General features: G+C 65.4%; 14 protein-coding genes. 2 read left to right on the top strand and 12 right to left on the bottom strand.

The window, feature by feature from the left end; genetic code table 11:
- Window positions 1-226: 226 nt before the first annotated feature.
- The 3 genes from V2L18_RS15710 to V2L18_RS15700 form a co-directional block, all read right to left on the bottom strand.
- On the bottom strand, window positions 227-1615 hold the full coding sequence (locus tag V2L18_RS15710; RefSeq protein WP_336179481.1) for a murein L,D-transpeptidase family protein: 1389 nt from the start codon (window positions 1613-1615) through the stop codon (window positions 227-229).
- A 532-nt stretch (window positions 1616-2147) separates the two neighbouring features.
- Entirely contained in the window at window positions 2148-3098 is a 951-nt protein-coding gene (locus V2L18_RS15705; RefSeq protein WP_336179229.1) for an acetyl-CoA carboxylase carboxyltransferase subunit alpha, read from the bottom strand.
- A gap of 341 nt (window positions 3099-3439) precedes the next feature.
- Window positions 3440-4366 carry a DUF3108 domain-containing protein gene (locus tag V2L18_RS15700; RefSeq protein ID WP_336179228.1) on the bottom strand — a complete coding sequence of 309 codons (927 nt, stop codon included), beginning with the start codon at window positions 4364-4366 and terminating at the stop codon, window positions 3440-3442.
- A gap of 457 nt (window positions 4367-4823) precedes the next feature.
- On the opposite strand from V2L18_RS15700, the gene rpmB reads away from it, so the two are divergent.
- On the top strand, window positions 4824-5123 hold the full coding sequence (gene rpmB / locus V2L18_RS15695) for a 50S ribosomal protein L28 (protein ID WP_336179227.1): 300 nt from the start codon (window positions 4824-4826) through the stop codon (window positions 5121-5123).
- Between the two features lie 130 nt (window positions 5124-5253).
- Window positions 5254-5898, top strand: a complete 645-nt coding sequence (locus V2L18_RS15690) for a queuosine precursor transporter (protein ID WP_336179226.1) — start codon at window positions 5254-5256, stop codon at window positions 5896-5898.
- Window positions 5899-6163: 265 nt separating this feature from the next.
- Here V2L18_RS15690 and V2L18_RS15685 read toward each other — a convergent pair whose 3' ends face one another.
- The 9 genes from V2L18_RS15685 to V2L18_RS15645 all read right to left on the bottom strand — a co-directional run bounded on the left by V2L18_RS15685 (window position 6164) and on the right by V2L18_RS15645 (window position 18507).
- Window positions 6164-7408 (bottom strand): thiolase family protein, encoded by a 1245-nt coding sequence (locus V2L18_RS15685; protein WP_336179225.1) that lies wholly within the window; start codon window positions 7406-7408, stop codon window positions 6164-6166.
- A 358-nt stretch (window positions 7409-7766) separates the two neighbouring features.
- The gene (locus V2L18_RS15680) at window positions 7767-9656 is read right to left on the bottom strand and encodes a feruloyl-CoA synthase (RefSeq protein ID WP_336179223.1); all 1890 of its coding nucleotides are present in this window, start codon (window positions 9654-9656) and stop codon (window positions 7767-7769) included.
- 222 nt (window positions 9657-9878) lie between these two features.
- Complete coding sequence (locus V2L18_RS15675) at window positions 9879-11558, bottom strand: methyl-accepting chemotaxis protein (protein WP_336179221.1); 1680 nt, start codon at window positions 11556-11558, stop codon at window positions 9879-9881.
- Between the two features lie 508 nt (window positions 11559-12066).
- Window positions 12067-13101 carry a dipeptide ABC transporter ATP-binding protein gene (locus tag V2L18_RS15670; protein WP_336179219.1) on the bottom strand — a complete coding sequence of 345 codons (1035 nt, stop codon included), beginning with the start codon at window positions 13099-13101 and terminating at the stop codon, window positions 12067-12069.
- The gene (locus V2L18_RS15665) at window positions 13098-14081 is read right to left on the bottom strand and encodes an ABC transporter ATP-binding protein (RefSeq protein ID WP_336179218.1); all 984 of its coding nucleotides are present in this window, start codon (window positions 14079-14081) and stop codon (window positions 13098-13100) included. The genes V2L18_RS15670 and V2L18_RS15665 overlap by 4 nt, the downstream gene beginning before the upstream one ends.
- 2 nt (window positions 14082-14083) lie before the next feature.
- Entirely contained in the window at window positions 14084-14995 is a 912-nt protein-coding gene (locus V2L18_RS15660) for an ABC transporter permease subunit (RefSeq protein ID WP_336179217.1), read from the bottom strand.
- Window positions 14996-14998: 3 nt separating this feature from the next.
- The gene (locus V2L18_RS15655; protein ID WP_336179215.1) at window positions 14999-16009 is read right to left on the bottom strand and encodes an ABC transporter permease subunit; all 1011 of its coding nucleotides are present in this window, start codon (window positions 16007-16009) and stop codon (window positions 14999-15001) included.
- A 103-nt stretch (window positions 16010-16112) separates the two neighbouring features.
- Window positions 16113-17708, bottom strand: a complete 1596-nt coding sequence (locus V2L18_RS15650) for an ABC transporter substrate-binding protein (RefSeq protein WP_336179214.1) — start codon at window positions 17706-17708, stop codon at window positions 16113-16115.
- A 247-nt stretch (window positions 17709-17955) separates the two neighbouring features.
- Entirely contained in the window at window positions 17956-18507 is a 552-nt protein-coding gene (locus V2L18_RS15645) for a DUF924 family protein (RefSeq protein ID WP_336179213.1), read from the bottom strand.
- Window positions 18508-18623: the final 116 nt, after the last annotated feature.

Below are 18623 nucleotides of genomic sequence, written 5' to 3'. Positions count from 1 at the left end.
CCTTCATGCCCCTCCATCGTCATCACCCGGCGAAGTCCGGGTGATCCAGCGGGTACCCCAACTGCTGCAGCTGGCGGTGGATTGCCCGGACTTCGCCGGGCAATGACGGCGGAGGGGTATGAGACAGGCCGAAAGTGCACAGCCCGACACCATTTTCGGGTCAGCCTCTGAGGAGCCCGCAGCACGAACTCCCGCGTTTTCCTTCCGCGCCACCCGCCGAAACGGCCTAGTTCCCGTCCTTGCCGAAGCTGAACCAGCGCGAGACCATTTTGGAAACCTTGGAGCCCGTGCCTTCCTTCTTTTCCTCGCCGGCGGCGGTTTCCTTCGGGACGGGGATGGGCCCCGTTGCCTCCGCGGCTGCCGCCTGTCCGGTGGCCGGGGCTGCGGGCAGGGTCGCGCTCTGTGCCGGAAGCGGTGCGTTCGCCGGGCGTTCGGAAGCCGGCGCCACGGGCGAGACGGGGCGGCGCTCCTCGCCGGTGAAGAGGCTGGAGAAGAAGCCCGATTTCGTCGAACCCGTGCTCGCCACCTCGTCGCGCTCGGGATTGGCGGGGGGAACCGGCGCGCCCGGGGCCGGGGTGGCGCCGGGGGTGGAATAGGCGGCAAGCGCCGAAGCCTGTCCGCCATTGGCCACGCCGGCGGGCACGGAGGCGCCGCGCGGGGTCTCGCTGGCCTCGTTGCCGGGGCCGAACAGCTTGGCGATGGCGGTATCGCCGTTCTTCCACGCCTTTTCGCGCTCCCGCTCGCGCTCCAGCTTGGCGACGATCATCGCCGTCTTCTCGTCGTCGGCCTTCTCCTTGGCGGCAACCGCGAGGCGCAGCGGTTCCGGCACCTCGTAGACCGGGCAGGCGGCCGTGGCGATGAACGGCGAGTTGGCGTTTTCCGGCTGCGCATCGAACACGTAGCGCTTGTCGCACACGTCCACCTTCGGCGGCACGTGGGTGACCTCGAAATGATCGTAGCCGGTCTTCAGCATGCGCCAGAACGGCATGTTCTCGTCGTCGGCGTGCCGGGCCATGTTCTCCGCCGTCATGCGGAAGGGAAAGGCCTCGAACTGGAAGTCCCGCTGGCCGCCCTTGAAGGCCTCGCGTGCAAGCGCATAGATCTCCTGAATCTGCTCGTCCGTCATCGCGTAGCAGCCGCGCGAGGAGCAGGCGCCGTGCACCATCAGGTTGGAGCCGGTGCGCCCGTGCGCGCGGTCGAAGGCGTTGGGAAAGCCGGTGTTGAACGACAGGTGGTAGGAGGAGTTCGGGTTCATCTGCGCCGGGCGGATGGTGTAGAAGCCCTCCGGCGCCTGGCGGTCGCCTTCCTTCTTCTTCGGGCCCAGCTTTCCCGACCACTTGCAGATGTCATAGTCCTGCAGCAGCGCGTAGCGGCCCGTGCTGGTCCGCTTCCACACTTCCAGCTTCGATTCTTCCTTGAACAGCCGGACCAGAATCGGGTCGGACGGCTTCATCTTCTTGGCGGCCATCTCCGCCTTGATGGCGTGGGAAAGCGGGCGCTCTGCCTTCGGGCCATAGCCCAGTTCGTCGGCCTGGCAGCCGGCAAGCGCGATCAGCCCGACGGCGATCACCGCTCCGCGCAGCGCCGTCGTCACCCGGCTGCGGGGGGCGCGCATGGCCGGCTCGGCGCTCGGCCGGTCGGCGTGAAGACTCTCGCGAGCAGACATGTGTCCACCTCAATCCTCGCCCGGGTGCATCCGCGGGCATGGCGATACTCGATACTGTCCGGGTCGTAAGCCCGTATCCGGGTGCTTCGGATCCGGTGGCCTGGGGGTTCGCGCGGGTGGCTGAACGGTGCGCCCGGCGGCGCGCGTCTGCCGGATCGGCCACCCCCTCGCGGCTCCTGCCGGAGAGGCACTCGGTAATGCGTCAGAGCGTATTCTGTTAACCTTTCGCAAAGGTTTACAAGTTCGCGAAGATCATCGCGATCGCACGGGCCGGAGCGGGGTCTTCAGGGGAGTCGCAGGGCGATACGCGCCGCTCTGGCGCGCGGCCCTGTCGGGTCGCCGCGCGCAGCACTCCCCCGTCAAGCTCCCGCACCCGCGCGCACGACCATGCGCGTAGACGGCATCCGTTTGCGGACGCGCCGACGTTTCAGCACGCTCAATCGAATTTGAATCCGGCGATATGATGACCGATCCGGGGGTCTCAGAGATTCCGGCCGATCGCCAGGAACTTCTCGTGGCGCTGTTGCCGGATAGCGGCGGGCGCCAGACCCTCGAATTCGCCGAACACGCGTTCCAGCGTTTCGCCGGCCCTGGCGATCGCGGTGCCCGGATCGCGATGGGCGCCGCCCATGGGCTCGGTGACGATCTCGTCGACGACGCCAAGCTTGATCAGGTCCTGGGCGGTGATCTTCATGCTGGTCGCCGCATCCTGGGCCCGGGCACTGTCACGCCACAGGATCGAGGCCGCGCCCTCCGGCGAGATTACCGAATAGATGGAATGCTCCATCATGATGACGCGGTTGGTGGTGGCGATCGCGATGGCGCCGCCGGAACCGCCCTCGCCGATGATCAGCGCCGCGTTCGGCACGCCGAGCTTCAGGCAGGCCTCGGTGGAGCGCGCGATGGCTTCCGCCTGGCCGCGTTCCTCCGCGCCGATGCCGGGATAGGCGCCGGCGGTGTCGACGAAGGAGATCACGGCCATGCCGAAACGGTCGGCCAGCTCCATGATGCGCACGGCCTTGCGGTAGCCCTCCGGCCGCGCCATGCCGAAATTGTGCTTCAGGCGCGACTGGGTGTCGTGACCCTTTTCCTGGCCGATGACGGCGACGCGGCGGCCGCGGAACCGGCCGATGCCGGTGACGATCGCCGAATCCTCGCCGTACTTGCGGTCGCCGGCCAGCGGCGTGAAGTCCTCGATCAGCTGGTCGATGTAGTCGGCGGCGTGCGGGCGGTCGGGGTGGCGGGCGACCAGCGTCTTCTGCCAGGGCGTGAGCTTGGAATAGATGTCCTTCAGCGCCTGGTTCGCCTTGGCCTCCAGCCGGGCGATCTCCTCGTCCACGTCGACGGCGTCATCGCCGCTCATCGTGCGCAACTCCTGGACCTTGCCTTCCAGATCGGCGATCGGTTTTTCGAATTCCAGATAGCTACGCATCAAACTTTCCGCTCAAGGAGGATCGGCGCCGTTCGGCCCCGCCGGCATCCGCGTCCCGATCCGGGCCGCGTTCCGGCTTCGACTGTCGAGATGTCGCGCGGCTTTGCCGCTCGTCCTGCACCGGTTCCTTCGGGTCGCGAGACCTTTCGGGCGGGCGCGCGGGGCTGATGGCGCGACGCGGCGCGACACTGGCCGCAGGAGACATTTGTGTCAAGCGGGCAGGAAAAACAAGCTGCCGAGGGGGAAGCACGGCGCGCATTCGCGCGCCTTGCTCGCGTCCGGCGTGCAAGGGAGCGTGCAAAAGCGCGCGTTGAGGAGCTTGTGGATCTGTCTGCGGCGCTTCAGCGCGCCGCCTGCCGGCGTTCCGGGTCGAGCCGGGTGAGCTTGCGCGCCTCCACCACGATGTCGCCGCTCATGGTCCTGAGCGAGATGCGGTAGGGCACCAGCAGCGGCTCGTCTTCGACCGGCGCGAGCCAGATCTCGATGTGCTTGTTCTCGGCCATGTACTTGACCGAGCGCTTGTCCGGGCGGTGGCCGGCGACCGGGATCCAGCGCGCGCCGCACACCACGACGGGGCCGTCGTAGCCGCGGCCGGACACCTCCTCGGTGCGGCGGTAGGAAAGCTGCACGTCGTAGCGCTGCCAGCCGTCGAAGATCGGGATGCGGCGGTCGCAGGCCTTGGGCGACAGGCCGCCCGTGCCGCCGGCCATCGGCATCAGCGCCGCCGACAGCGGGTCGACCACGTTGCGGCGGTGGCTCTGGGTCACGGGAATGCGGTCGGGGCGTTCCTTCAGCTGCGGCGTCACCGCGAAGTCGCGCACGTCGCCGCGGCCCATGTCCATGGAGACCTTGGAGGACAGGTCCGCCTCCTTGGAGATCATCGAATACTTGCTTGGCACCACATGGGTGCCGCGCAGCCGGCCGGTGCTCTCGGCGTTGGATTTCGACGGCACGAACACGCCGACGAGACCGGAGGTCCGCATGCCGACGCGCGCCTGGTAGGCGCTGCCGTCAAGGTCCACCGAAAGCTCGCCCTTGGCGAAGGTCAGGCCGGAAAAGGAGATGTCGTAGACGGCACCGAACCGCGCGCCGCGCGAGGCCGCATCGGCCGGCGCGGGATCCGCGATCCCGGATGCGACAAGCCCGGCAACGCCCAGGCAGACGGAGGCAAGCAGTGTCGTGCGGGCGGCCGCGATCCCAAGGGTCTTCAGCACCGAATTCATCAGTCCCGAATTCGTCAGCACCGGGGCGGCTTTGGAAGCGGTCATGCGATCGAGATTCCTGAACACGCTCGAATCCTCCGAACGGACGGTGCCTGGTCAAGGTACTCTGTCCGCAGTTTATACGGAATAGGCATTAACCTCGAGCGCGGATGAGCGAAGCCGGCGGCGAAGCAGTCCGTGAAATGCCGATTGTTCCCGTTCATGGTAACCGGAACCTTAACGGATCGTCGAAGAAGCGCCGGATACCGCCAATTCGTTTCCCGCCCCCGTCTCGCGCCCGAGGCCACTTCGGGTCTTGACGCCGCCGGGGGGCCTCACTATACCGAGGCGACTTTCCGACAGGCCGGATATGGCGGGCTGGACGTTTATCGTCCGCTCCGGTCGCCCAATGGGCGGCGCGGCCAATCCGGAGCCTGAACCTTCAGCCGACTTTCCCGGCTTGGACGAGACCATTGCGGGCCGCGCAAGCGGCCTTGCGCGTAGAGACAAAAAGGGTGTTCCCATGGCCCGACGGTGCGAACTCACCGGCAAGGACGTGATGACCGGCAACAACGTGAGCCACGCGAACAACAAGTCGCGTCGCCGCTTCCTGCCGAACCTGTGCAACGTCACGCTCATCAGCGAAACGCTTGGCCGCTCGGTCAGCCTGCGCATTTCCGCCCACGCCCTGCGCTCGGTGGAACATCGCGGCGGCCTCGACGCGTTCCTGGCGAAGGCCAAGACCGACGAGCTGTCGCTCAAGGCCGCCCAGCTGAAGCGCGAGATCCAGCGCAAGCAGCACGCCGAGGCCGCCACGGCCTGACGACGATGGCGGGCAGGGGCCTGAGGCTCCAAAGCCCGGCAGCGCGACGGTTCATGAAAAAGAACTCGACGGCGGGCGCCTCTTGATTGGCGCACGCCGTCTTGTCATGTCCTGACGAAGGTTCGTCCAGATGACCAACACGCAGCCCTTCACGGCCCGTTCCCTCGCACTCGGCGTCGCTGCCATGGCGGTCGTCGTGCTCGCCTCCAATATTCTGGTCCAGTATCCGTTCCACTACACGATCGGCGGCTACGATCTGGCGGACCTTCTGACCTGGGGCGCCTTCACCTATCCGGCCGCCTTTCTGGTGACGGACCTCACCAACCGCCGCTTCGGTCCCGCGGCCGCGCGCCGGGTGGTGTTCGTCGGCTTCTGCGTGGCGGTGGCGCTGTCGGTCGCGCTGTCGAACCCGCGCATCGCGCTGGCTTCCGGCTCGGCCTTCCTGGTGGCGCAGCTTCTCGACATTTTCGTCTTCAACCGCCTGCGCCGGCTTTCCTGGTGGAAGGCGCCGTTCGCCTCCTCGCTGCTGGGCTCGGTGCTCGATACGGTGGTGTTCTTTTCCGTGGCCTTCTCGCTGGCCTTCGCCTTCCTCGGCCACGGCGACGAATTCGCCACCGGCCAGGCACCGCTTCTCGGTCTCGCCGCTGTGGAGGCGCCGCGCTGGATATCGTGGGCGATCGGCGACTTCTCGGTGAAGATGCTGGTTTCCATCACGCTGCTGGTGCCCTACCGCGTGCTGATGGAATTCATCCGCCCGATGCCGGTCACCGCCTGAGGCGGGCCCTCACTGCTTTTATCGAAGGGTGGCCCCCACCCCTAACCCCTCCCCTCAAGGGGGAGGGGGACAGTTCGGCATGCCTGGCTTGTCAGGTGCCTGCCTGACCCAAAGTCGTGGCACGATCTCATTCCCTTCCCCCTTGAGGGGAGGGTCTAGGGGTGGGGGTCTCCTTCAAAAAGATGCTGGTGGGGATCACCCTTCAAAAAGATGCGGGTGGGGCCACCTTCGCTAAAACCGGTCAGATCCTCACCCGATGGCGCGCTCAGTTCACCGCCGCCACGTTCTCCACCAGCATCGCGATGCCCTGGCCGCCGCCGATGCAGGCGGATGCCACGCCGTAGCGGCCGCCGGAACGCTTCAGTTCGCGGGCAACCGTCAGCGACAGCCGCACCCCCGTCGCGCCCAGCGGATGGCCGATGGCGATGGCCCCGCCGTTGACGTTGACGCGGTCCTCGTCAAGCCCGAGCTCGCGAATGCAGGCGAGGATCTGCGCGCCGAAGGCTTCGTTGATCTCGATACGGTCGATGTCGGAAAGCGCCACGCCGGTCAGCTCCGAAAGCCGTGCGATGGCAGGCGCCGGGCCGATGCCCATGATCTCCGGCGGCACGCCCAGGGAAACGCCGGCGACGATGCGGGCCAGCGGTTCCTTGCCGGACCTTTTCGCATAGTCACTTGAACACACGATCGCACCGGCCGCGCCGTCCACCACGGCGGAGGAATTGCCGCCGGTCTGCACGCCGCCGAAGGCCGGGCGGATCTTCGCCAGCACCTCGATGGGCGAGGGGCGCACATGGCTGTCGGCCTCCACCGCCTCCACCTTGCGCGGCAGCCTGATGCCACGGTCGTTGTAGCCTTCAAGCGCGAAGGTCTCGCTCGTCACGGCCACGATCTCGTCGTCGAAGAAACCGGAATCCCGGGCAGCGATCGCGCGCTCGAAGGAGCGGGCGGCAAACGTGTCCACCTCCTCGCGGGTGATCTGGTAGCGCTTGGCGAGGTTTTCCGCCGTGTCGCCCATGGTGCAGGAGCAGGCGGGGTCGAGCAGCGCCTCCCACAGGAAATCCTTGAACTCGACCTGTCCCATACGGAAGCCGCCGCGATGGGTGTAGGCGGCGATGGGGTTGCGGCTCATCGATTCCGCGCCCACGCACAAAGCGGCCTCGGCACGGCCGAGCGACACGGTGTCGGCGGCCTGCATCACAACCTCGATGCCGGTGCCGCACACGCGCTGGACGAGATGGGCCGGCACGTCGGTCGGCACGCCGGCATAAAGTCCGACATGGCGCGGCAGCATGTAGGCGTCGTAGCTCGCCTGCGCCATGTTTCCGCACACCACCGTGCCGATGTCGGCCGGATCGATATCGGCTTTTGCGAGCGCCGCGCGGCCCGCCTTGATGCCGAGATCGATGGGCGAGATCAGGCCGAGATCGCCGTTATAGTCGACGAACGGCGTGCGCGCGCCGTCGAGCAGCCAGGCATCGGAAAAGGTCGAACAGAGGCCTGCGGCCATGGGTATCTCCTTGAGCGTCATGTGCGGCCATGGCCGCGTATTCGGTATTCATCGGACTGCGGGAGGGATTCCCGAGTGGGGGAGCCGCCCGTCTTTTTGCGAAGGATGCCGTCCTATTTGAAGGGAGACCCCCACCCCTAACCCCTCCCCTCAAGGGGGAGGGGGACACGCTCCACGAACTTGGCCGGTCAGGTGCTCTCCTGACCAACCGTTGCAGGCACGATTTTATTCCCCTCCCCCTTGAGGGGAGGGGTTAGGGGTGGGGGTCTCCCTTAAAGAAACAGATGGGGTCATCCTTCAGAAAGAAATCAGCCCCTTCCAAAACGGATTGCCTTCCCTTCCCCCTAAACGCCTCCCGTCACCCGATCTCGATCACATGGGCCGGGCAGGGCTCCTCGTAAAGCGCCTCCACAGCCGCCTCACGGCGTGCCAGCACCGCGCGCTGGTTGATCGAGCCCTTGTCGGTCACCTCGCCCGCGTCGATCGACGGCGGCTCCTCCAGGACCATCAGCCGGCGGATGCGGGTCGATGAACCCGTCGCCTCGCGCGCCATGGCGTTCAGCAGGAACGCGAATTCGGCGCGAAGTGCGGGATGGCGCAGGATGTCGGTGGCGTCCGCGTCGCGTCCGAGCCCCGATGCCAGGCGCCGGCAGGCGTCGAGATCGGGAAACATCATCGCCGTCACGTCGTCGCGGTTGAGCCCGGCGATGACGACGTCGCGGGCGTAGGGCGAGAAGTGATTGAGGAAGCTCGCCCTGAGCGGCCCGACGCTGACCCACGTGCCGGTCGCCAGCTTGAAGTCCTCCGCCACCCGACCGTCGAACAGGAAGCCCATGTCGGGCCGCGCACGGTCGATGAACTTCAGAGCATCGCCCAGCCTGTAATAGCCCTCCTCGTCGAAGGCTTTGGTGGTGTTGACCGTGTCACGCCAGTAGCCGGGCGTGATGTTGGGCCCCTTGAGACGTGCCTCCAGCTTGCCGTCGACGGGGGCGAGCTTCAGTTCCAGCCCCGGCACCGGCACGCCGACATGGCCCGAAGCGGTCGTCTCCGGCGCGCAGGACAGCGCAAACGGTGCGCTCTCGGTGGCGCCCAGCCCCGTCAGCATGATGATCTTCTTGCCCGTCTCGGCCACCGCGATCTCGTCGAGCGCGTTCCAGACCGGCTCCGAAAGGCCGGCGCCGGCGAAGAAATTGAGCCTCAGGCGGGCGAAGAACTTCGCCCTCAGTTGCGGCTCGTCCTTCAGGTAGGGAACCAGCGCCTCGTAGCCCTTGGGCACGTTGAAATAGACTGTCGGCGAGATTTCGCGCAGGTTCCTGACCGTTTCCTCGATGCCGCCCGGCATCGGTTTGCCCTCGTCGATATAGAGCGTGCCGCCGTTGAAGAGCACCAGCCCCACATTGTGGTTGCCGCCGAAGGTGTGGTTCCACGGCAGCCAGTCGACGATGACCGGCGGCTCCTCCTTCAGGAAGGCCAGGACGGTGTTCAGCATCACCTGGTTGGAGGTGAGCATGCGCTGGGTGTTGATGACGCCCTTGGGCAGGCCCGTCGAGCCGGAGGTGAACAGGAATTTGGCGATTGTGTCGAGCCCGACCGCCGCGTGCGCCGTGTCCACCGCCGCGCTCTCCTCGTGCTCCAGCAGCTCGGAGAACAGCGTCATGGCCCGGTTGGGGTGCTGGTTGCGCGTCACCACCACCTCCGCGTCCGGCGGCACCACCGCGTCGATCGCCCGGGTGAACGCCGTGCCGTCGGCGGCAAAGACGAGGCCCGGCGTCAGCAGGTTGATGATGTGGCGCAGCTTGGCGTGATCGGTGGACAGGATCGAATAGGCGGGCGATATCGGCGCATAGGGGATGCCGGCATAAAGGCAGGCAAGGCCCAGCAGCGCGTGCTCGATGTCGTTGCCCGAAAGGATCGCCACCGGGCGTTCGGCGGAAAGCCCGCGGTCGATCAGCCCTTGCGCGATCCGTCGCACCACCCGGCGGGTCTCGGCATAGGAGACCTCGCGCCACGCGCCGCCGGCCTCCGGGTCGCGCATGGCGATGAAGGTGCGCTCGGGGGCGGCTTTCGCCCAATGGTCGAGCCGCTCGGTGAGCTTTGCCGGATAGGGGCCGATTTCGCCCCTGGGGTGGACGTAGATGGTTCCGTCGCCGCGCTCCTCCACGGTGACGGACAGCTCCGCGAGATCGACGTCGCGATAATCCTCAAGCCGGAAATCCGGCTCGGCAATGGCCTGAAGTGCCCTGGACACGTCGCCCTCCCTGCTTGGCGTCCATATGTCAGCGGATCCGTTTCCTCCCGTCCGCCTCGGCAATATTGTTATTCCATGTAACAATTATGCGCAATGGCAAACGTAAGGGGAGCAGACGGCGTTCGAAGGAGGTTTTCGGAGGCGTTGAAGCGGGTGGCCAAAAGAAAACGGCCGCCCTTCGGAAAGGGCGGCCGTTCCTCGTTTTCTGCGGTTGCGTCCGGATCAGGCGGCGCGCACCGTCGACAGGAAACGGTCGACCTCGGTGCGCAGCGTGGTGCTCTGCTTGGTCAGCGACTGGGCGGAGAAGAGCACGTGGCTCGAGGTCGATCCGGTCTCCGAGGCGCCGCGATTGACGTCGGTGATGTTGGCGGCCACCTGCTGCGTGCCGCTGGAGGCCTCGTGGATGTTGCGGGCGATTTCCTGCATGGCGGTGCCCTGTTCCTCCACCGCAGAGGCGATGGTGGTGGAGATTTCCGCGATGCGCGAGATCGTCTCGCCGATCGTCTTGATGGCCGTGGCGGAGTGGTTCGTCGCCGTCTGCATGCCGGCGATCTGGGCTTCGATCTCCTCGGTGGCCCGTGCGGTCTGCTCGGCCAGCTGCTTGACCTCGGAGGCGACGACGGCAAAGCCCTTGCCTGCCTCGCCGGCGCGCGCCGCCTCGATGGTGGCGTTGAGCGCCAGCAGGTTGGTCTGTCCGGCGATGTCGGTGATCAGCCGCACCACGTCGCCGATGCGGCCGGCGGCATGCAGCAGCTCGGTGATGCGCTCGTCGGTCTGCACCGCCTGGCTCACGGCCTCCTTGGCGATCCGGTTCGATTCCTGCACCTGACGGCCGATCTCCTGGGCAGACGCGGTCATCTCCTCGGTCGCGCCGGCCACCGACTGCACATTGGCGGAAGCCTGCTCGGAGGCCGCGGCCACGGCGCCGGCGAGCTGCTGCGTCGTGTCGGCGTTCTCCGTCAGCGTTTCCGCCGCGGTCTCCAGCTCGCCGGCGGCGGAGGAGACGCCGTCGACGATGCCGCCGACCGCGTTCTGGAACTCGTCGGCCAGCTGGTTCATCTCGCGCTTGCGCTGTTCGGCGGCGCGCTTCTCGCTCTCCGCTTGCTCGGCACGGAGACGTTCCGTCTCCGCAAGGCTGTCGCGGAAGACGCCGAGCGCGGTCGCCATCGCACCGATCTCGTTCTGCTTGCCGACATAGGGAATGTCGGTCGCAAGCGCGCCGCCGCTGATCTCCCGCATGGCATGGGTGATGCCCTCGATCGGCCGGGTGACGCCGAAAATGGTGAAGACCATGGCGCCGGCGCCGATCAGCAGACCGAAGATGATCGAGCCGAGCGTCATCCCGCGGGCGGACGAATAGGAGGCAATCGCGGAAAGGTAGTCGGTCTCGGCACCCTGGTTGTTGAGTGCGACAGTCTCTTCCAGCTGCTGGGAGAATTCGTCATAAAGTTCGCGCATGCGTCCCTTGAAAAGGGCCGAGGCTTCGGTGTTCTTGTTTTCGCGAGAAAGCCCGATGAGCGTCTTGTGCTCATTCATGTACTCGGAAAACGTCTTGGCGAACAATTCGTATTGCTGTCTCTCCTTGTCGGAGGAAATCAGCTTTTCGTATTTGGCGCGGTTATCCGTGAAGATCTTCTGGACCTCGGCGAAATCCTTTTCCGCCCGGGTCATCTCCGCGTCGGAGGTCGACATGATATGGGCGGCCTCGGCGAGACGCAGATCGGAGGTGTTGGTGTTGATCTTGTTCACCACATCGATGCTCGGGACCCAGTTGGTCGCCTCGTTCTCGACGTTTCCGTTGATCACGGCGAGGTTGCTGAGGGCAATCCAGCCCTGTCCCGCCATCAGCAGGAGCAGGGTTCCGACGATGCCAAGGAGTGCAACTTTCAAAGTCAGGCGCATTTTTGAGTTATCCCGAGCGGCGCAGTCAACGCGCGACGATTCACGATCCGTCGGCACGCATGCAGGTTGTCCGGAGTACACTACGTAATTTTACGTATATGTGTGTGTCAGTGGTTTTGCGGAAGGCGCGGGAGCTGGAGCGTTTCTGTTACCCCCGGTTGTAATTTCTCTACGTCAAAGGTTTTAACGAGTTGTTTCACGAGGCCCTCGCTTTCGCGGCAACCGCGTAAATCGCCTGCCTGAACGAAGGCGCACGCGGTCGCCGCCGGCACGCGGTTCGCGATGCAGACGGCTCCGGGGATAGAATGGCGGGTGAGGCGGGGATTAAGGGCGCCGGCGCGGCGGGGATAACAGAGGCCGACGAAGGGGAGAGGGCGCGGCTCGCCGGACGGCCGGAGCGATGCGAGACGGATCTCGCATCGCTTTTGCAGATTCGACAAATTCGAACCATCGACGAGGCAAATTCGACGAAATTCGACGGAAATATTAATACGATTCGAAACGGCCCTCAGGCCGCCGATTCCGCCTCGTCTTCCCAGGGCCGGTGGCACCAGCTGGCGGTGCCGGACACGCGCTGGAGCGGCGGGGCGAGCCGCATGCAGACCTCCGCCGCCTTCGGGCAGCGCGGATGGAAGGTGCAGCCCGGCGGCGGCGCGATCGGCGAGGGAAGCTCGCCGGTCAGCACGATGCGCTCGCGCTTTCCTTCCGGGTCCGCAACCGGCGTCGCCGACAACAGCGCCTGGGTGTAGGGGTGCTGCGGGCTTTCGAAGATCGCATCGCGCGAACCCTGTTCCACCGGATGGCCGAGATACATCACCATCACCTCGTCGGCGATGTAGCGCACCACCGAAAGGTCGTGGGAAATGAACAGGTAAGCGAGATTGTAGCGCTTCTGGATATCGCGCAGCAGGTTCAGCACCTGCGCCTGAATCGAGACGTCGAGCGCCGATGTCGGCTCGTCGAGGACCAGGATCGAGGGGTCCAGCATCAGGGCGCGGGCAATGGCGATGCGCTGGCGCTGGCCGCCGGAAAACATGTGCGGATAGCGGTCGTAATGCTCCGGCCGGAGCCCGACCTCGGCCATCATCGCCCGGGCCTTTTCCTCGCGCTGCTTCTTCGACAAGCTGGTGTTGACCAGCAGCGGCTCCTCAAGCGCGGAGCCGATCTTCTGGCGCGGGTTGAGCGAGCCGTAGGGGTTCTGGAAGACGATCTGGACCTTGGAGCGAAGAGCCGCGAGCTGGGAGCGCGAGGCGTTGACGACGTCGGTCTTGCCGATCCTGAGCGAGCCGCCCGAGGCGGGCTCGATCATGGTCACGACGCGCGCAAGCGTTGACTTGCCGCAGCCCGATTCGCCCACCACCGCCAGCGTCTTGCCGCGCTGCAGCTCGAAGCTCGCCCCGTCCACTGCCTTCAGGATGCGCGGCTTGCCGAAGGCGCCCTGCGGAATCTCGTAGTGGCGCGTGATCCCATCGGCGACGAGAACCGTCTCGCCGGCCTTCCGGTCGGTCGTGTGATCGCTGGTCATCTCGGTCTTTGCCATCATGCGGCCTCGCTCTGCGGCTTGCCGTCAATGAGCGGCGTATGGCACAGCGCGCAGCCGAGCTCCTTGCCGGCCTGCTCCGGCTTCTGGGTCCGGCACCGGTCGAAGACGAACGAACAGCGCGGCGAGAACAGGCAGCCGGCGGGCCGATCGAACTGGCCCGGCACCACGCCCGGGATCGACGGCAGCTGGTCGCCGGTGGCGCGCTCCGGCAGGGCCGCCAGAAGCGCGGCGGTGTAGGGGTGGTGCGGATTGCGGAACAGGCCCCTGACGTCCTGCTGCTCGACCTGCTGGCCGGCATATTGCACGACGACCCGGTCGGCGGTCTCCGCCACGACGCCCATGTCGTGCGTGATCAGCACCAGCCCCATGTCGTTCTCCTCCTTGATCTTGATGAGGAGTTCGAGGATCTGGGCCTGGATGGTGACGTCGAGCGCGGTGGTCGGCTCGTCGGCGATCAGCAGCTTGGGATTGCAGGCGATCGCCATGGCGATCATCACGCGCTGATTCATGCCGCCGGAAAGCTGGTGCGGGAACGCGGTCACCCGGCGCTCCGGTGCCGGAATGCCAACGAGCCGCAACAGCTCGATCGCCCGGTTCTTGCGTTCCGCGCGCGACAGGTCCGTGTGTTTTTTAAGCGTCTCGATGATCTGGAAGCCGACCGTGAAGCACGGATTGAGGCTCGTCGTCGGCTCCTGGAAGATCATCGAGATGTCGCGGCCGATGATCGAGCGCTTGTCGCGCGGCTTCATCGTCAGCATGTCGCGGCCCTGGAAGGTCAGCCGGTCGGCGGTGACCTTCGCGGTCCACGGCAGCAGGCCCATCACCGCCAGCATGGAGACGGACTTGCCGGACCCCGATTCGCCGACGATGGCGACGACCTCGCCCGGATCGACGGTGAGCGAGACGTTGTCGACGGCGCGGAAGCCGCCGTTCAGCGTCTCGAACTCGACGGAGAGATTGGAGAATTCGAGGAGGGACATGGTCACGACCTCTTCAGCTTGGGATCGAGCGCATCGCGCAGGCCGTCACCGAAAAGGTTGATGGCGAGCACGGTGAGCAGGATGGCGATGCCCGGGAAGGTCACCACCCACCAGGCGCGCAGGATGAATTCGCGGGCCTCGGCCAGCATGGTGCCCCATTCCGGCGTGGGCGGTTGCGCGCCGACACCCAGAAAGCCCAGCGCGGCGGCATCGAGGATCGCGGTGGAGAAGGAAAGCGCGGCCTGGACGATCAGCGGGGCCATGCAGTTGGGCAGCACCGTCTTCAGCATCAGACGCAGGCCCTTCACGCCGGCCACGCGCGCGGCCATGACGTAGTCGCGCGACATCTCGCTCATCACCGCGGCGCGGGTCAGGCGGACGTAATGCGGCTGCTGCACGATGGCGATGGCGATCATCGCATTTGTCAGCGAGGGGCCCAGGATGGCGACCAGCACCAGCGCGAGCAACAGGCTCGGGAAGGACAGGATGATGTCCATGATCCGCATGATCACGGTGTCCACCCAGCCACGCATGGCGCCGGCCAGAAGCCCCAGGCAGATGCCGACGACAAGGGCGATGGAGACCACCACACAGCCGATGAACAGCGAATAGCGCGAGCCGTAGATCAGACGCGAGAGGATGTCGCGGCCGACCGCGTCGGTGCCGAGCAGGAAACGCGCGTCGCCGCCCGCCGTCCATGCCGGGGGGACGAGCAGCGCGTCGCGGTACTGGTCGGTCGCGGAGTGCGGGGCGATGAAGTTGGCGAAGATCGCGACGAAGACGATGGCGACAAAGAAGAACAGGCCCGCGACGGCGCCGCGGTTCGTTGCGAAATACTGCCAGAACTCCCGGAACAGCGCGAGGCGGCCCGTGGCGCGCGTCGGCCCGGAGGTGGCGAGGGTCGTTTCCGACATGGCTTACCTCGTGTGCCGGATCTTGGGATTGATCAGCCCGTAGGTCACGTCGACCAGCAGGTTGACCAGCATGACGATGATCGCGATCAGCAACAGCCCGCCCTGAACGGCCGGATAGTCGCGCCGGAAGATCGAATCGATCATCCACTTGCCGATGCCCGGCCAGGAGAAGATCGTCTCGGTGAGGATGGCACCCGCGAACAGCACGCCGATCTGCAGGCCGATCGTGGTGATCACCGGGATCATGGCGTTGCGCAGGGCATGCAGGCCGATGACGCGGAAGGGCGGCAGGCCCTTGGCGCGCGCGGTGCGCACGTAGTCCTCGTCGAGCACCTCCAGCATGGCCGAGCGCGTCTGGCGCGCGATGACCGCGAGCGGGATGGTGCCGAGCACGATGGTCGGCAGGATCAGGTGGCTGACGGCGCTCTCAAAGGCGCCCGACTGACCCGACAGCAGGCTGTCGATCAGCATGAAGCCGGTGACGTTCGGAAAATAGTAGAGAAGCGAAATCCGCCCCGAAACCGGGGTCCATCCCAGGATGCCTGAAAACAGGATGATCAGCAGCAGGCCCCACCAGAAGATCGGCATGGAATAGCCGACGAGCGCGGTGGTCATTACCGCGTGGTCGGGCGTCTTGCCCCGATAGAGCGCCGCGATGACGCCGGCGGGAAGCCCGACGACCACGGCGAAGACGATGGCGCACAGCGACAGTTCCATCGTGGCCGGGAAAAGGGCGAAGAACTCGTTGATCACCGGCCTGCGGGTGGAGATCGACGTGCCGAGGTCGCCGTGCAGGATCCCGACGAGATAGTCGAGATATTGGCGCCACAGCGGCTGGTCGAAGCCGAATTGGTGCATGAGATCAGCGTAGCGTTGCCCGGTGATGCCGCGCTCGCCGGCGAGCAGCAGAACGGGGTCGCCGGGCAGGAGCCGGATGAACAGAAATGAAATGATGGTCACGCCGATGAACGTCGGGATCAGCAGACCGATCTTGTTTAGGATCAGACGAAGCATGAGGTACCGATAAACCTGTGGGTCGCCACCGCTGCCATTCAGGCACGGGAAATCCCGGCCGCATGCACGGCCGGGATCGATTTGTCAACGTCGTCGAAGGTGCCTATTGCAGGTCGACGTCGTCGAAACGGTGGTAGCCCAGCGGGTCCTGCACGAAGCCGGTGACGTTCTTGGCAACGGGCATGAACACCGTCGAGTGAGCAATGGTCGCCCACGGCGCCTGCTCCTTGAAGATGACCTGGGCCTCTTCGTAGAGCTTGGTGCGTTCCGCCTTGTCGGAGACGATCTTGGCCTTGTAGATCAGATCGTCGAAGGGCTTGTAGCACCACTGCGAGCGGTTGGAACCGCCAACGCCGTCGCAGCCCAGCAGAACCGCGAGGAAGTTGTCCGGGTCGCCGTTGTCGCCGGTCCAGCCGAGCAGCGCGGCACCGTCACGCTTCACGTCGGAGGAGCGCTTGAGGTACTCGCCCCATTCATAGGAGACGATCTCGACCTTCACGCCGACCTTGGCGAAATCGGACTGGATCATCTCCGCCATGCGGCGCGCGTTCGGGTTGTAGGGACGCTGCACGGGCATCGCCCAGACCTTCATGGACAGGTCCTTGACGCCGGCTTCCTCCAGCATCTTCTTGGCCGCTTCCGGATCGTACGGGTCGTCCTTCACCGCGTCGTTGTAGGACCACATGGTGGGCGGGATCGGGTTCTTGGCGACCTGGCCGGCACCCTGGAAGACCGCCTCGATGATGGCCTTCTTGTTCATGGCCATGTTCAGCGCCTTGCGGACCTTCGGATTGTCGAAGGGCGGCATCTGGGTGTTGTAGGCCATGTAGCCGATGTTGAGGCCGGCCTTTTCCATCAGGTTGATGGACGTGTCGGCCCTCATGGCTTCAAGATCGGCCGGGTTCGGATACGGCATGATATGGCATTCGCCGGCCTTCAGCTTCTCGTAGCGCACGGAGGCATCGGGCGTGATGGCGAAGACGAGATCGTCGATCTTTTCCTTGCCCTTCCAGTAGTCGGGGTTCGCCTTGTAGCGGATCACCGCGTCCTTCTGGTAGGCGACGAACTGGAACGGGCCGGTGCCCAGCGGCTGCTGGTTCAGGAGTTCCGGCGTGCCGTCGGCGACGAGCTTGTCGGCGTATTCCTTCGACATGATCGAGGCGAAGTCCATCGCGAGGTTCGCGATCATCGGCGCCTCGGGACGGGTCAGCACGAACTTGACCGTGTAGTCGTCGACCTTCTCGATGCTCTTGATCAGGTCCGGCATGGACATGCCGTTGAAATATTCCCACGAGCCGTTCGAATAGTCGAACCACGTGCCTTCCTTGGCGGCCTGGCGCTCGAAGGAGAAGATCACGTCGTCGGCGTTGAACTCGCGCGTCGGGGTGAAAAAGTCCGTCGTCTGGAACTTCACGCCCTTGCGCAGGTGAAAGGTGTAAACGGTGCCGTCCTCGGAGATTTCCCAGCTCTCGGCCAGTCCCGGCTCGGTCTCGGTCGAGCCGTGCTTGAATTCCACGAGCCGGTTGTAGACCGCACGGCCGGAGGCATCGAACGTGGTGCCCGCGGTATAGAGCGCCGGGTCGAAGCCCTCGGGGCTGCCCTCGGAGCAATAGACCAGGGTCTTGGCAACGGCCGGTGCGGCCAGAAGCATCGCGACGGAGGCGATGGCCCCGAGCCGCATCGTCTTCTTCATAAACATGATTGTTCCTCTCTACTGAATATACCGGAAAAATATTCCGCTACTCTGTGATCCGAGCATGGGAATTCTGCGGTATTCAGGCGGGCGATTGCACTCTGTTTGCGCGAAAAAAACAAGTCGGAATGCCTGAAAAATGACGGCTTTTTGACGCAAGCGTCAGGGACGCAACGTCACCCTCTCGAAAACCTTATCCGAGACATCGCCGCGAAGCTATAGAGCAGGGGCATCTTGCGATATACATCGCCGACTATGAGGAAAAGCCGCCGCTATCAAGATACGCCTTCTCGTCCGCGGTGGTCGTGCGACCAAGTGTCCCGTTCCGGTGGGGGAAGCGGCCGAAGCGGCGGATGACGTCCATGTGAACGAGCGCGTAGAGATAGGTCGTCTCGTCGCCGAACTGCCGGAACAGGTCGACGCTCGTCTGCTGGGCGTCCATGTCTTCGGCATGTTCGAAGGGCAGGAAAAAGAAGGTCCGAGCGATGGGGGGAAAGGCGCGGTAAAAGCCTCGGGAAACGGCGGCGCGGGCAATCTGAAGGGCCTTGGCATCGCAGGCGAAGGCGCGCGCGTCTTCGCGGAAGAGGTTGCGGGAGAATTGGTCGAGGATGAGGAGCAGCGCCAGCGTTCCGTGCGGGGTTTCCGTCCAGCCGTCGAACCCGCCATTGGCGGCGACAGTGTGGATCTCGGCGAAACGCTCGCGGATCTCCGCGTCGAACGCGTCGTCGCGGGTGAACCATTTCGTCGGACCGGCTTTCCACCAGAACTCGAGGATGTCGAAGGGATCGGCATGGGTCGTCGTCACGGGCTCCTCCTTGAACGGCCATTGTCGATGGACCGTTTTTAGCCTTTTCGCCCGGGCGCCGACATGCTTTTGTCGCCGCATGAGCGTAGACGATCCCAAGTCCCTTTCCGTTGCCG

Source organism: Breoghania sp. JC706, from assembly GCF_037026715.1.
Lineage (GTDB): Bacteria > Pseudomonadota > Alphaproteobacteria > Rhizobiales > Stappiaceae > Breoghania.
This window is presented reverse-complemented; position numbering and strand designations above follow the sequence as displayed.

Bases quoted from the DNA above. Each gene is read 5' to 3' on its own strand.
- V2L18_RS15710 (WP_336179481.1), bottom strand. From the start codon at position 1,615: ATGCGCGCCCCCCGCAGCCGGGTGACGACGGCGCTGCGCGGAGCGGTG.
- V2L18_RS15705 (WP_336179229.1), bottom strand. From the start codon at position 3,098: ATGCGTAGCTATCTGGAATTCGAAAAACCGATCGCCGATCTGGAAGGC.
- V2L18_RS15700 (WP_336179228.1), bottom strand. From the start codon at position 4,366: ATGACCGCTTCCAAAGCCGCCCCGGTGCTGACGAATTCGGGACTGATG.
- rpmB (WP_336179227.1), top strand. From the start codon at position 4,824: ATGGCCCGACGGTGCGAACTCACCGGCAAGGACGTGATGACCGGCAAC.
- V2L18_RS15690 (WP_336179226.1), top strand. From the start codon at position 5,254: ATGACCAACACGCAGCCCTTCACGGCCCGTTCCCTCGCACTCGGCGTC.
- V2L18_RS15685 (WP_336179225.1), bottom strand. From the start codon at position 7,408: ATGGCCGCAGGCCTCTGTTCGACCTTTTCCGATGCCTGGCTGCTCGAC.
- V2L18_RS15675 (WP_336179221.1), bottom strand. From the start codon at position 11,558: ATGCGCCTGACTTTGAAAGTTGCACTCCTTGGCATCGTCGGAACCCTG.
- V2L18_RS15670 (WP_336179219.1), bottom strand. From the start codon at position 13,101: ATGATGGCAAAGACCGAGATGACCAGCGATCACACGACCGACCGGAAG.
- V2L18_RS15665 (WP_336179218.1), bottom strand. From the start codon at position 14,081: ATGTCCCTCCTCGAATTCTCCAATCTCTCCGTCGAGTTCGAGACGCTG.
- V2L18_RS15660 (WP_336179217.1), bottom strand. From the start codon at position 14,995: ATGTCGGAAACGACCCTCGCCACCTCCGGGCCGACGCGCGCCACGGGC.
- V2L18_RS15655 (WP_336179215.1), bottom strand. From the start codon at position 16,009: ATGCTTCGTCTGATCCTAAACAAGATCGGTCTGCTGATCCCGACGTTC.
- V2L18_RS15650 (WP_336179214.1), bottom strand. From the start codon at position 17,708: ATGTTTATGAAGAAGACGATGCGGCTCGGGGCCATCGCCTCCGTCGCG.